The organism is Dyadobacter flavalbus (genome assembly GCF_006149045.1).
In the GTDB taxonomy this organism is placed as follows: domain Bacteria; phylum Bacteroidota; class Bacteroidia; order Cytophagales; family Spirosomataceae; genus Dyadobacter; species Dyadobacter flavalbus.
In genome coordinates, this window is sequence record NZ_VBSN01000076.1 from 208,190 (window position 1) to 222,259 (window position 14,070).

The window sequence follows — 14,070 nt, forward strand, 5'->3', positions numbered from 1 at the left end:
ACAAGTTTATGGAATATTTCCAAATATATGGATGTTGTCCAAAATATGAAAGGAAATATTCCAATTTTTTTGTATATTTGAATGTATTAAGAAATTAAAGGATTACGGATTTCATAAGCTGAATATGCTAATTGACGAAGAGTTCAGGCGCTTTAAGCAAATAAGGGAAGAGTTGAATCTGACGCAGTCGGCCTTTGCCGAAGAGCTGGGAATCAATGCAACTACGGCTGATATTGAAAGAGGCCGGACACGCATACCCGGCCATGTTGTCAAAGAGCTTTTAAGAAAATACCATATCAATCCGCTATGGCTTTTTGGCGACAGCAAGCAGAAATACCTCTATGCCGAAAAGATTCTGATGAGCCCCAAAGTAGTTACCGTGGACAGCTCGGGAAAAGAGAATATTGTAATGGTAAGCGCAAAGGCCGCAGCCGGGTATCCCAATAATATCGGCGATGCGCAGTGGTTTGAAACGCTGCCCGCGTTCAGTATTCCGCTCCCCGAGTACCGCAATGCCACTTTCAGAGGCTTTCAGGTGGATGGCGACAGTATGTCGCCTGTGCTGCATTCCGGCGAGTGGATCGTCGGAAAAGCGGTGGATGACTGGGAAAATCTCAACAACAAACAGATGTACGTTGTCGTGACGGTGGACAGTATTCTGGTGAAAAGGGTGCAGAAAGAAAATCAGGGCACGTTCATCAACCTCATTTCAATGAATCCGGAATACGGTGCTATTCGCCTTGACCGCAGCGAAATCAGGGAAATATGGCTGGTGAACAGCAAGCTTACTTTTGACCTGGAAGCGGATGTACAGCAAATAAGCCTGCAAAACCTGCATCAGGAAATGAAAGAGCTGAAAGAAGAAATGAAAAAGCTTGCGAAAGCCAGATAGCAGAAAATCCGGTAACCGGATTTTCTGCAGACAAAAAGGGTTACTGGCAAACGGGGCGTTATACTTCTTCTGCCAGTAACTGCTTTTCGTAAAGTTCCTTGTAAGCTCCGTTATGCGTCATAAGCTCGTTATGCGTTCCCTGCTCCACAATTTTCCCATCGTCCAGCACCACAATCCGGTCAGCCAGCTTTGCAGAAGATACCCGGTGTGAAATAATCACGGAAGTCCGCTGATCCATGATCCGCTTAAGATTGTTGAGGATGATATTTTCCGTATTGGTATCCACGGCAGAAAGGCAATCGTCGAGAACCAGGATTTTCGGATCGCGCGCAATGGCCCTTGCAATGGAAAGCCGCTGTTTTTGTCCGCCCGAAAGCGTAATGCCTCTTTCTCCAAGTGTTGTTTTGTAACCTTCCGGAAAATCAATAATGTTGTTGTAAAGATCTGCGTCTTTTACAGCCTGTTCAATCCGTTCAAAAGGCATGTCGAGCGTACCGAAGCGGACATTGTTTTCAATGGAGTCTGAAAACAGGAACACGTCCTGCGGAACATAGCCGATCTGCCGGCGGTAAGCATGCACGTCGTAGTCCTTCATCGGAATGTCGTCGATCAGGATTTCACCTTCGGTAGGATCGTACAACCGGCAGAGCAAATGCGCCAGAGTACTTTTTCCTGAACCCGTCGTTCCCAGAATGGCGACCGTTTCGCCCTGTTTCACTTCCAGATCAAAGTTTTCCAGTGCCTGGATTCCGGAATCAGGATAAACAAAGCCGACGTTGCGGAACGAAATGGCTCCGTCAAGGTCTTTAATTACGTTCTTTTCGGAAACAAGCGTGGTTTTTTCATCCAGGAATTCATTGATGCGCGCTTGGGAAGTAGCAGCGCGCTGGATCTGGCTTGTTGTCCAGCCTAATGCCATCACCGGCCAGGTGAGCATGTTTACATAAAGAATAAATTCGGTAATGTTTCCCGGCGTCAGGTTTCCGTTGATAATTTCCTGCCCGCCCACATAAATGATCAGAATATTGCTCAGTCCGATCAGCAGCAGAATAATCGGATAGAAAAAAGCGTCCACTTTGGTAAGGCTCAGCGATTTGTTCTTGAAATCTTCTGCCTCTTTCTGAAAATTACCGAACGAATGATTTTCCTGCACAAACGATTTGATCACCCTTATTCCTGAAAATGCTTCCTGAACATAAGTCGATAATCCCGAAAGCTGCTTCTGAATGGCCTGAGAGCGCTTCATGATCATGCTGTTCACAATGTAAACGCTCACGGAAAGCACAGGAAGCGGCAACAGTACATACAATGTTAGCTTGCTGCTGACGGTCAGCATGTAGGAAATCACCAGAAAGAAAAGAACGATCAGGTTGATGCCGTACATCAGCGCCGGCCCGAGATAAATCCGGACGTTGCTCACATCTTCCGAAATGCGCGCCATCAGGTCGCCGGTATTGTGGCGGCGGAAAAAGCTTGCGGGCAAAGTCTGGTAATGGCTGTAGATATCATTTTTAAGATCAAACTCGATATGCCTGGACATGACGATGATCGTCTGCCTTACAAGAAACAGGAATATGCCTTTCAGCAGCGCCATAACAAGGATCAGCAGACCGTAGAGCAGAATGCTGAAAGCGAAAATATCATACATTTCACTTTGCAGCGAAGCACCGTCGAAAAGGTAATAAATATTCAGGGTTTCAATCACAAGGTCCAGCGCATAGCGCACAAGCTGAGCCGGAAGGATTCCGAAAAGGTTAGAAATAATCGTAAAAACGGTTCCGAGAATCAGGTACCATTTGTACTTCCACAAGTACTGGTTGAGGTACTTTAATGCTTTCACTTAGATATAAAACTTTAAATGGCTGATGCTGCTTTTGGGCATATTATTAACCAACATCCTATCTATTTAAAACGTTGCAAATTTAAAAGGCATGATTTCATTTTTTCAATTCTAAACAAAATAGTCTAATTTTGCGGTCAATTTTAAATCAGAAATGCGGGGTATATTAAATTGACAGCCTTGCTTTACATGCAGAAACGTTCTTTGATTTACTGTACCTTTTATCCCAATTAGTATTCCGGCTTATGCTGAATAGAAGATTATTAAGAACCAAAGCAGTACAGGCGCTGTACGCACGCCAACTAACAGCAGACGCCAACCGTTTGCTGGCTCTTGACCATATTGATGAAGCTTTTGCTCCGGATCTGAATTCCATGGAACCTCAGAACCGCCAGAAGCTGGCAGGGATGAAGCGACTGGCCAGCATTACGCTGGATGAATTGATCAAGCACGGAAAACCGGCTGATGACGAAGAACTTCCGGCACAGGTATTGAAGGTGGCAAGAAGCGCATACGAAGCTTACAACCGGCAGACAACTACCGACGGCGAGAAAATGGTTCGCCGCGTGCTGAATGAAACAGAATCCATTTATGTGGATTTCATACGTGTGATTTCCATGCTTATAGAACTTTCACATCAGGCCAAAATGGATCGTGAAAGAAGATACGATGATCCCGAATTTCCTTTTCCGAAAGATTCCGGCCTGGACAGCAACAGAGTGATCAAAGTGCTGGAAGAAAATGAGAGCCTTCAGGAGGAAATCATCCGCAACGGCATAAGCTGGCATAACGATATGAACCTCATACGTAAAATATACCGGGATGCCTTGCGGAAAGATGAAGTGTATGAAGCCTATTGCAAAGAAACCACGCATACCGTTGAAGAAGATCAGGCCATTATCCAGCATATTCTGAGGCAGGTGATTTTCAAGCATGAAATTCCGCTTGATTACCTTGTACAGCGCGATCTTTACTGGGACGATCATAGTGAACTGATCCGCAGCCTTGCGATCAAAACCCTGAAATCGGCGGACAACAGCCATACTTTTCAGCTGGCGCCGTTTACAAAGGACTGGGAAGAAGACCGGTTTTTTGTGGAAGAGCTTTGCCGAATCGTGGTGCAGGAAAGCGATCAGTATGCCGTGTATCTGGACGAACAGCTTAAAAACTGGGAGCTGGAAAGAATCGCACTCGTTGATCTGATCATTCTCAAAACTGCTTTGGCCGAACTGATCCATTTTCCCGGAATCCCTGTAAAGGTGACGATAAACGAGTTTATTGAGATAGCCAAAAGGTATAGTACTCCAAAAAGTGGTAAGTTTGTGAACGGCGTCCTGGATGTTCTGTCAGTCAAACTGGCCAAGGAAGGAATCATCAGAAAGAGCGGACGCGGATTGATCGATAACAAATAAGTTGCAGAAGGAATAATTTTTTTGGACAGCAATTACAGTATCAATACAAAGCCTCGGCGCAAGCTGAGGCTAAAAACTTAAAAGTCATGAGTAAAACCAGTAACACTTTAATTGCATTTTTGACCGGCTGTGTCACAGGCGCTGCTTTGGGCATTTTATACGCTCCGGATAAAGGAAGAGTGCTGCGCACACAATTAACATACAGATTATCCAAATACCGTGAAAAGCTGGAAGAAGTTGTTCACGATCTGGTCGACAAAAAAGACCCGTATGACAGTTCCGCGAGAACAGAAGGCAAAAGAGTTGTGAATGACGCACGCGAGAAGGCAGAAAAATTGCTTGAAGACGTAGACAGGCTGATGGCGCAGATCAAAGGGCAGACCAACTGATACTTACATGAAAAAAATATCCGTTTGTGTATTGCTGGGAATTGCACTGGCTTTTTCCGGCTGCTCAAAGGTCAGAGACAAGGACAATGCAGAACAGGCAGATTCAAAAATGCCTGTTTTTGCTTTGATTGACAGTTCAGCTTATGATTTTGGCACAATAAAGGAAGGCGAAGTCATAGAACATGATTTCAAATTCCGGAATGACGGAGAATATCCCTTGATACTTAATAATATCACAACTTCCTGTGGCTGCACTACGCCGGAGTGGCCCAAGGAACCGATCGGACCAAAACAGACTTCCAGTATCAAAGTCCGGTTTGACAGCAAGAACAAGTCAGGGCCGCAGGTGAAAACCATTACTGTTTATGCCAACACAGAGCCGGCATATTCGGAACTCCGACTGCGGGGAATCGTTAATTCGGTTCCTGAAACACAGACGAAAGACCATTAAGACCGCAATTATTTCCTTGACAGGATTCCATATTTACTAATCCATTTATTACAATGAAGTTTTCTCTTTTAGCACAAGCAGCAGCAGGCGGTTCCGAAGCCATGATTTATCAGGTTGTCATGTGGGTTGGAATTATAGGCGTATTCTACTTTTTTATGATCCGTCCGCAGCAAAAAAAACAGAAGGAGCAAAAAGAGCTTCTGAACAATCTTAAAAAAGGAGATCAGGTTGTAACAATAGGAGGCATCCACGCCCGGATTTACACCGTTGAAGAAAATACAGTTACGCTGGAACTGGATAAAGGCGTAAAGCTGACGGTTGATAAATCCGCAGTTTCACGTACCATAGCAGGATAATTGCCTGTTATAAGTATTTGTTTGTTACTTTAAGGTTTTAGTAAGTAATAAGTAAATAAAGAACGGCATACATTTTGAAGTGTGTGTAAATTAAAATTGCTGTGAGTAACGTTCCACCAAACCAAAACAAAATCAAAACTTTCCTTGGATGCTTTCTGGCAGCATCATTCTTTTGGTTGATGAACGTCCTGAATAAGGACAATTACTCTATAAAGCTCAATTATCCGCTTGCCATAGAGTACGATAACTCGGCATTTGTACCGATGCAGCCTTTGCCGAAAAGGATTTCGGTAAATGTTTCCGGCGACGGTTGGAGCCTGCTTCAGAAATCATGGCTGAATTTCAATGCCAATCCGGTTGTTTATAAAGTACTCAATCCCAACGAAGCCAGTTTTATCAATTCGACGACACTGACGGATCAGATCACAGAATTGTTCCCAAACCTGCATGTCAATTACGTTGTCGCCGATACTTTCGAGCTGAATTTTGAACGCAAGATCCGGAAAATTATTCCGATTCGTGTGGACAGTGCAGGGATCAACATCCGGGAAGGTTACGTTATCTCAAGTATAATCAACGTTTCGCCTTCTCTGATTTCCGTGGACGGTCCTGTGTCGCTGATCCGGTCCTATCCGGATACCATCCGTATTTCTGTTCCTGTTCCGAAAATCCAGAATAATTTTGACGAAAGCCTGCCCATACCTTTGCCGGTTTCGCCTCTGGTGGAAGTAAGCCACAGGGATGTTTACATCAGTTTTGAGGTTGCACAATACCTGAATGCCGTTCCTCAGTAACAAATCAGGAAGTTTATTTAAATACATTCATTGCCAGACTGATGTCACAAGCTCTTCAGATCGGGGTTACCGGAGGAATCGGTTCAGGTAAAAGCATGGTCTGCCGGCTGTTTTCCTGCCTGGGTATTCCTGTTTACAGCGCCGACAGCCGTGCCAAATGGCTGACCAACCACGATCCGGTTATCCGGGAAAAAGTAACCGCACTGCTCGGCCCGCAGGCTTATAATGAATCGGGCATTTACAATACGGCATATGTAGCGCCGCTTGTCTTCAGTAATGAAGCTTTGCTTAAAGAACTGAATGCCATTATACATCCGGTTGTCATGAGCGATACCGAAAGCTGGGTTTATCAGCACTCCGATTCACCGTATGTGATCAAGGAAGCGGCCATCATGAATGCAGCCGGGGATAAAAATACGCTGGATTACGTCATTGTCGTTGAAGCGCCGGTTTCGTTAAGAATCAGCCGGATATTAAGCCGCGACAACCGCAGTGAAAAGGAAATCAGCGCCATTATAGAAAGACAGGTTTCAGATGAAAAACGCAGGGAAATTGCGGATTTTACGGTTATCAATGATGAAACAACTGCTTTGATACCGCAGATTATGAAGCTGCACCGTATTTTTATGAATGGTAAAAACGCCGGTTAAAAATCCACATCCAGCCCCAGCGCTTGCTTTAATTCCAGCAGATACGGATTTTTTTCAGCCATATAATTGAATTTTTCGGCCGGCGTGTAAGGCAGTCTGTTTACTTCCTGCGGAGCTACACGCGGGTTTATATCCAGATCGGGCGCATCCAGTCTGCTTTTCAGAAAACCCATCAGATCATAACGCGCATTCTGAAGTGCTTCCAATTGATGCGTATTGTCCAGCGCAATTTCAATCGTTTTTCCATTCAGCGAAAATCCCTTGTTCAACGTGATTTCTTCAGTTGTCGAATTTCCGGCCTGTTTTCGCTTTTCTGCAAATTGAAACCATGCAGTCTGCAGGCTTTCCAGCGTAAGTGCTTCTTTCCTTGCATGGCTGACAGGCGTTTCCGCTTGTGGTTTAACCACCGTTTCCTTTGCCGGACCGGAAGGCGGAGCGGTCATGCTGAGCGGAACAGTATTCTTTAACCGGGAAGGCGCAGAGGCAGCCTGAGAAGGCTGGGCCGCATTAGGCTGGGCCGCATTAGGCTGAGCCGCAGTCGGCTGGGCCGCAGTCGGCTGGGCCGCATTAGGCCGGGCCGAACTTTGCTGGACGGACTGTGTATTTCCATCCGGCGAAGTTCCGGTACTCCTGTTTTCAGAATTGACCGGAGTTGCTGTGGTTACAGGCTGTGGCTCAACTTTTTTTTTTGCCGTTTCATCAACGGCTGGCAGTGAGTCAAGATGAAGTATTCCGGGCAGATTGGCCAGCTTCATCAGACAAAGCTCAACGTGCAGACGCTGGTTTTTGGCTGACTTGTAATTGATATCGCATTGGCCCGCAATGCTGAGCGCAGACAGCAAAAAACTCATTTCGGACAAAGCGGATTGCTCCACATATTTCCTTTCGGCAGATTCTGAAACCTGTAAAAGCGTAACCGTAGCAGGATCTTTGCAGACCAGCAGATTTCGGAAATGTTCCAGAAGCCCGACAACAAACAAATGCCCGTCAAAACCTTTTCTCAGGATTTCATCAAAAAGAACCAGTGAACGCGCAATGCTGCCCGAAGTAAGCGCATCCGTTATTTTGAAATAATAGTCATAATCCAAGATATGCAGGTTTTCAAGAACGGATTCGTAAGTAAGCCGGTTATCCGTTGAAAACGTCACATTCAGGTCGAACATGGAAAGCGCGTCGCGCAGACCGCCATCGGCTTTTTGTCCGATCAGTTCCAATGCTTCTTTCTCCGTTGCAATGCCTTCTTTCCTTGCGATATCGGCCAGATGATGCGCAATGTCTTTGGGCTGAATGCGGTTGAAGTCAAAAATCTGGCAGCGTGATAAAATCGTCGGCAGGATCTTATGCTTTTCCGTTGTGGCCAGAATAAAAATGGCGTATCCGGGCGGTTCTTCCAGCGTTTTCAGGAAAGCATTGAAAGCAGCCTGCGAAAGCATGTGAACCTCGTCAATGATATAGATTTTATATTTCCCGGTCTGAGGCGGATAACGAACCTGATCGATGAGGTTTCTGATGTCTTCTACCGAATTGTTGGAAGCGGCATCCAGTTCATGAATATTGAAAGACGCGTTGTTCTGGAAACTGATGCAGGATTCGCATTCTCCGCAGGCTTCCACATCGTCGCCCAGGTTCTGGCAGTTGATCGTTTTGGCAAGGATCCGGGCACAGGTCGTTTTTCCAACTCCGCGCGGCCCGCAGAAAAGAAAAGCCTGCGCAAGGTGATTGGTTCTTATTGCATTTTTTAAAGTAGTCGTAATGTGTGATTGTCCAACCACCGAATCAAAGGTGACGGGACGGTACTTCCTGGCCGAAACAACAAAATTATCCATGGTGCAAGTTACTTCCATGCACTGGAATTTCAAAGCTACTTTTTCTGTACAAGCGGGTAAACACGGACGTAATCCACTTCCATTTTCTGCGGGAAAATACTGTCATCCACACCTTTCTGTCCGCCCCAGCTGCCTCCGACAGCAATATTCAGGATGATGTGAAAAGGTTTGTCAAAAGGCCATTCCTGCCATTGGTATGCGTTTTCCTTTGTAAATCTGAAATACTCCTTTCCGTCTGCCAGAATGGAAATATAGTCCGGCGTCCATTCCCATGCATAAATGTGAAAAGCTTCGGATGCGTTTTCGACCATGATATTGTTGCCTTTGTTGGTACCGATCGAATGATTAAATGCCTTGGTATGAATGTTGCCGTGAACGCGGTTCTGGTCAAATCCGACGTGTTCCATGATGTCGATTTCACCGTTATCCGGCCAGCCTTTGTTGCCGTAATTATTTTCGCTGGCCAGCATCCAGATCGCAGGCCACGTGCCGCGGCCTTTTGGAAGACGGGCTTTTATCTCGAATTTTCCATAGAGAAAATCGCCTTTGCCTTTTGAAACCAGCCGGGCGGAACTGTAATCGGCTTTTCCGGATTTTTCCTTCAATGCCTCAATAACAAGCTGTCCGTTTTCAACTCTTGCATTTTCCGTTTTGTCCGTATAATCTTCCAGTTCCTTGTTTCCCCAGCCGTGATCGCCCAGGTTGTAGCTCCACTTTGCGGGATCAGGCTTTCCTGAATAGTCAAATTCATCCTGCCAGGAAGGCGTGGTTGCAAATGTGTATTGCGGAGCAGCCGGCATGTTTTGCGAGCAGCCCGAAAATGCAATGAAAAATACATACAGGAAAGATCCAAAAAAGGGCGCGGTTCTAGGCATTTCAGGTCCGGATTAAAATTTAAACACATATTATTATCAATATTATCACTTTCTGCGGATTTTCGAAATCGTAACAAGTGCTTACTGCTTAATTCCGTTAATTTTGTATTACCCATTTTTTTAATGAATTGAATGAAGCAGATTAAATTAAGTACCGAAGTCAGCATAATTCCCTCCGAATGGAAGATCAGTCATAATTCGAAAGTACTTACCATAGGCTCCTGTTTTGCAGATGTGCTTGGCAGGCAGCTGAGTGATTATAAATTTCCCGTTCTCAATAATCCGCTCGGGAACGTATTCAACCCTTTGGCAATCACACGCATACTGGACAGTGCGCTGGATGGAAAACTGCCGAATCCGGCTTTGTATATCCAGGATTCCGACCACATCTGGTTTCATCATGATTTTCATTCGTCGCAATGGAGCCATGACAGGAAAGATCTGGAAATGAAACTGATAGGAAAGCTGAACACAGTCAGGGAATTTCTGAAAAGCTCGGATATCCTGGTCATTACGCTGGGAACAGCTTATGCTTACAGGCACCGCCAGTCGAACATGATCGTAGGCAATTGTCATAAAATGCCCGGCGATAGTTTTGTGAAGGAACTTTTGCATCCCGATCAGGTGAATATGGCGCTGGAACAGCTTATTCTCAAATTGCAGCCTTTTCAGAGGAACCTACGGATTGTTCTTACTGTCAGCCCGGTTCGTCATACGCGGGATACCCTGCCGCTGAATCAGGTCAGCAAATCCACTTTAAGGCTCGTTTGCCACAGGCTATCGGAGAAATTCAAACAGGTCGAATATTTTCCTTCCTACGAAATCATGATTGACGAACTGCGCGATTACCGGTTTTATGAAGAAGATCTTATCCATCCGAACCGAACTGCAGAGGATATCATCCTGAATGCTTTTGCGCGCGCTTTTATTGATACCGGTTCACTTGCTTTCATGAAGGAATGGGATGCCATCCGCCAGATGATGCTGCACCGGCCCATGCACGGCCTGACCAAAAGCCAGCTGCGACTGCTGCAATCCATTCATGCCAAACTGCGGGCTATTTCGGAGAATACAGACGTTTCTTCTGAACTGCGTGAAATTGAGAAGAGAATTCAGGAATTTTCGCACCTGCAATAAACTCATTGAGGATATTTGGTGTTGAAAACATATAACAGTTCAAGGTATTTTTTAAGTAAGGCAATCGGGATTAAGGCGCGGCCGTAAATCATTCAAATTGCCCAAATCCGCTACAATGGGAGAATTTACAATCAATAAGGAAAAAGTACTGCAGGCCCTGAGCACTGTGGAAGAGCCTGATCTGAAAAGGGATCTGGTGACACTCGGTATGATTCAGGATATTGAAATAGGAATAAATCAGGTCAGTTTTACGGTTGTGCTTACAACACCGGCCTGCCCTTTGAAAGAATTGATCAGAAGAAACTGTGAAGCTGCAATCCACGAACATCTGAGTCCGGATGTGGAAGTGAATATCAAGCTGATTGCCAATGTAACGTCTACACGGGACGCCGGCCCGATGATCCCGGGTGTTAAAAACGTAATTGCCATTTCGTCCGGAAAAGGCGGAGTCGGAAAATCGACCGTAACGGCAAATCTGGCCGTGGCACTGCACCGTTCAGGCGCCAAAGTAGGGATTATCGATGCGGACATTTCAGGGCCTTCGATTCCGGTTATGTTCGGTGCGGAAAACATGCAGCCGACCATTACGCCGAAAGACGGCAAAAATTACATTAACCCGATCCGCCAGTACGGAATCAAAATGATTTCCATTGGTTTCCTTACACCGCCCGACAGTGCGATTGTGTGGCGCGGCCCGATGGCAAGCCAGGCTTTGAAGCAGTTTTTCGGGGATACGGACTGGGGCGAACTGGATTATCTTCTGATTGACCTTCCGCCCGGAACCAGCGATATTCATCTTACGCTTGTACAAACGGTGCCCGTTACAGGTGCTGTGATCGTTACAACGCCTCAGAAAGTTGCGCTGGCCGATGCGTCCAAAGGAATGGCGATGTTCAGGCAGCCGCAGATCAATGTTCCGATCCTTGGCGTAGTGGAAAATATGTCTTGGTTTACTCCGGAGGAGTTACCTGAACATCAGTATTTTATTTTCGGCAAAGGCGGCGGCCAGTCACTGGCGGATAAGTTTGACGTGCCTTTGCTGGGTCAAATACCTTTGGTTCAGGGAATACGCGAGTCCGGCGATGAAGGCCGTCCGGCAGTTATGAATGTAAATCCGATTGTAAATGATGCTTTCAGAGATGCAGCAGAATCGCTTGCACAGCAGGTAGCCATCCGAAATGCTTCCAGAGAGAAAACACGGCCGGTAGAAATTCAGGTTTGATATAACCGGCAAAAGATTTGATTTTTTGAACATAATCTTGCATCTTAGCGAACATACTTTTTTATAATGGATTCAAAAGAAAAAACAATAGAACTTATCGAGCAGGCACTCGATTCGGTACGTCCTTATTTGCATGCAGATGGCGGAGATGTCAAATTCATTGAACTGACTGATGATCTGACTGTGAAACTGGAACTGCAGGGATCCTGCCAAAGCTGCCCAATGAGTGCAATGACTTTCCGCGCCGGCCTTGAAGAATCGATCCGCAAGGCAGTTCCTCATGTCAACCGCGTCGTGTCGGTCAATGTACCCGCTCTTGCCTGATTCAGCATCGTATCATACCAATTTCAACCAAAGCAGTTTTCTTTCCGGAAACTGCTTTTTTGTTTAAAAAACAGGCCGTACTTCTTGCAGAAATTGATTCCTCCCGTTTAGTGACTTATATTGCGGGTAAGATTTGAATGCATTAATCAGAATTAAAACATGCGTATCGGGATTTTTTTTGGTGGCCCTTCCCGTGAAAGGGAGATTTCATTTGCAGGCGGAAAAACAGCTTTTGAGTATTTGGACAAGTCACTTTTTGAGCCCATACCCATTTTTGTTGACAGCTTCGGCCGGTTTGTCAGGATTCAGGAAGATTTAATGTATGCCGGTGAAATAAGAGATTTCTACCCTGCAAAAAACCATTTTCAGGATGGTTTCAGAATCTATATCGAATCTTTTCCCGCGCTGGAAAACGAACCTTTATCACCCGAAACCGGCGTTCTGATTTCACCTTCAGAATTTAAACAGCATTTTGACTTCGCTTTTCTGGCTATGCACGGCCCGGATTGTGAAGACGGCGCCATTCAGGGCCTGCTGGAATGGTATAAAATTCCGTATAGCGGCCCGGGATTAATGGGCTCGGCCGTCGGAATTGATAAAATACTTCAGAATGAAATGATTGCGCTCGTGAATGCGCAGCAGAAAAAAAGCTGGACACTGCGTTTCGACCAATGGGTTCCCAATGAATATGCCATTCTTTTTCAGGTATTAAAAAAGCATCTCGGTCTGCCGCTTGTTATCAAGGCTCCGCATCAGGGTTCGTCCATCGGCGTTGCCATTGTAAAAGAGGATTCTCTGGATGAATTCGTATATGCAGTCAATCAGTGCTTTTTCCAGGTAGAGCTGGAAAGTACAACCTGGAATGCGATGGACCCGGCGCAAAAACAGGCCTGGGGACAAAAAATGGCCAACTTGGACGAAGGAATCGGTTTCCCGGTTTTGTTTAATGGCCACACTGTTTATCACCCGGCTGCGCTCATCGCTGAACTGGATGCTTACTTTTTACAGGATCAGGTAACGGCTTTTATCAGCAGTGCCAATGCCGAAGATCAGGTGCTTGTTGAAGAGTTTATCGAAGGTCAGGAGTTTTCGTGCGGCTGCATTCAGTTCGATAACGGAAAACCTTTGGCGTTGCCGCCGAGTGAGGTCATCAAAATGGTCAGGGTTTTTGATTTTAATGCCAAATACAAGCCCGGAGCAAGCCGCAAGCGCATTCCGGTGGACACAACGCTTGAAATAAACCAGGAAATCCAGCGGGTCATTGCCGATGTTTTTCAGCAGCTCGGCATTAACGTATGCGTGCGAATTGACGGTTTTCTGACGCCGGAAGGAACCATCGTGCTGCACGATCCGAACACGATCCCGGGTATGTCGCCGACTTCGTTTATTTTCAAGCAAATGGCTGAAATCGGCCTGAATGTAACGCAGGCACTCACTTATCTGATCCGGCAATCGCTGCGTGAAAGGATCCGTTCGGGCAAGCATACATGGCAGCTCCGCAGTCTGCTTGGTTCACTGGATGAAAAAATCAGACAGAATAATGCAGTTTCAAAACCATCTGAACTGATCGTTTTTGAAGCAACGGATGAACAATATGCGGCTGCCCGACTGAAATACGGCAGCATGCACGCAGCAGGTAAGTCGGTACCGGTTCCGGTTCTGCATGCAAATGACGGCAAGTATTACAAATTGACCAATCCGCTGATGTTTAAGGAATTTGTAGCTGATATAGAAGATTTATTACATGCGGAACGACATCCGTTACTGACTGAAACTTCCCGGAAAGCAGCTGAGATTACGTCCTTTTACGGAGGAAATCCGGATTTCAGAATCGGCGTATATACAAGTCTGGCAGAATTGGAAGATTCGGTTTTGTAACCTTGTTTTAAGTTCGGTTAGTTC

Annotated in this window: 14 protein-coding genes; 11 read left to right on the forward strand and 3 right to left on the reverse strand. The window is 45.8% G+C overall.

The window, feature by feature from the left end; genetic code table 11:
* The first annotated feature begins 124 nt into the window (after positions 1 to 124).
* A complete protein-coding gene (locus FEM33_RS26105) occupies positions 125 to 892 on the forward strand; it encodes an XRE family transcriptional regulator (RefSeq protein ID WP_139014904.1) in 768 nt (255 codons plus the stop codon).
* A gap of 58 nt (positions 893 to 950) precedes the next feature.
* Here the strand turns inward: FEM33_RS26105 and FEM33_RS26110 are convergent, their stop codons facing one another.
* Complete coding sequence (locus FEM33_RS26110; protein ID WP_139014905.1) at positions 951 to 2,732, reverse strand: ABC transporter ATP-binding protein; 1,782 nt, start codon at positions 2,730 to 2,732, stop codon at positions 951 to 953.
* A gap of 245 nt (positions 2,733 to 2,977) precedes the next feature.
* Here FEM33_RS26110 and nusB point away from each other — a divergent pair, with 245 nt between their 5' ends.
* The 6 genes from nusB (at position 2,978) to coaE (ending at position 6,784) form a co-directional block, all read left to right on the forward strand.
* Entirely contained in the window at positions 2,978 to 4,144 is a 1,167-nt protein-coding gene (gene nusB, locus FEM33_RS26115; protein ID WP_139014906.1) for a transcription antitermination factor NusB, read from the forward strand.
* Positions 4,145 to 4,230: 86 nt separating this feature from the next.
* Entirely contained in the window at positions 4,231 to 4,533 is a 303-nt protein-coding gene (locus FEM33_RS26120; RefSeq protein WP_139014907.1) for a YtxH domain-containing protein, read from the forward strand.
* Between the two features lie 7 nt (positions 4,534 to 4,540).
* Positions 4,541 to 4,984: a DUF1573 domain-containing protein gene (locus FEM33_RS26125; protein WP_139014908.1), complete on the forward strand. Its 444-nt coding sequence runs from the start codon at positions 4,541 to 4,543 to the stop codon at positions 4,982 to 4,984.
* A gap of 53 nt (positions 4,985 to 5,037) precedes the next feature.
* Positions 5,038 to 5,340: a preprotein translocase subunit YajC gene (yajC, locus tag FEM33_RS26130; RefSeq protein ID WP_138281861.1), complete on the forward strand. Its 303-nt coding sequence runs from the start codon at positions 5,038 to 5,040 to the stop codon at positions 5,338 to 5,340.
* Between the two features lie 179 nt (positions 5,341 to 5,519).
* A complete protein-coding gene (locus FEM33_RS26135) occupies positions 5,520 to 6,134 on the forward strand; it encodes a YbbR-like domain-containing protein (RefSeq protein WP_139014909.1) in 615 nt (204 codons plus the stop codon).
* A 41-nt stretch (positions 6,135 to 6,175) separates the two neighbouring features.
* The gene (coaE, locus tag FEM33_RS26140; RefSeq protein WP_139014910.1) at positions 6,176 to 6,784 is read left to right on the forward strand and encodes a dephospho-CoA kinase; all 609 of its coding nucleotides are present in this window, start codon (positions 6,176 to 6,178) and stop codon (positions 6,782 to 6,784) included.
* On the opposite strand, the gene FEM33_RS26145 is transcribed toward coaE, so the two are convergent.
* A complete protein-coding gene (locus tag FEM33_RS26145) occupies positions 6,781 to 8,610 on the reverse strand; it encodes a DNA polymerase III subunit gamma/tau (RefSeq protein ID WP_139014911.1) in 1,830 nt (609 codons plus the stop codon). The two genes, coaE and FEM33_RS26145, sit on opposite strands and share 4 nt — an antisense overlap.
* Positions 8,611 to 8,645: 35 nt before the next feature.
* Positions 8,646 to 9,485: a glycoside hydrolase family 16 protein gene (locus FEM33_RS26150; RefSeq protein ID WP_139014912.1), complete on the reverse strand. Its 840-nt coding sequence runs from the start codon at positions 9,483 to 9,485 to the stop codon at positions 8,646 to 8,648.
* Between the two features lie 132 nt (positions 9,486 to 9,617).
* On the opposite strand from FEM33_RS26150, the gene FEM33_RS26155 reads away from it, so the two are divergent.
* The 4 genes from FEM33_RS26155 (at position 9,618) to FEM33_RS26170 (ending at position 14,046) form a co-directional block, all read left to right on the forward strand.
* Positions 9,618 to 10,622 carry a GSCFA domain-containing protein gene (locus FEM33_RS26155; protein ID WP_139014913.1) on the forward strand — a complete coding sequence of 335 codons (1,005 nt, stop codon included), beginning with the start codon at positions 9,618 to 9,620 and terminating at the stop codon, positions 10,620 to 10,622.
* Positions 10,623 to 10,737: 115 nt separating this feature from the next.
* Positions 10,738 to 11,844, forward strand: coding sequence for an Mrp/NBP35 family ATP-binding protein (locus FEM33_RS26160; RefSeq protein ID WP_139014914.1), 1,107 nt, complete (start codon positions 10,738 to 10,740; stop codon positions 11,842 to 11,844).
* 66 nt (positions 11,845 to 11,910) lie between these two features.
* Positions 11,911 to 12,168: a NifU family protein gene (locus FEM33_RS26165; protein ID WP_138281868.1), complete on the forward strand. Its 258-nt coding sequence runs from the start codon at positions 11,911 to 11,913 to the stop codon at positions 12,166 to 12,168.
* A 159-nt stretch (positions 12,169 to 12,327) separates the two neighbouring features.
* Entirely contained in the window at positions 12,328 to 14,046 is a 1,719-nt protein-coding gene (locus tag FEM33_RS26170; RefSeq protein ID WP_139014915.1) for a D-alanine--D-alanine ligase family protein, read from the forward strand.
* Positions 14,047 to 14,070 lie beyond the last annotated feature (24 nt).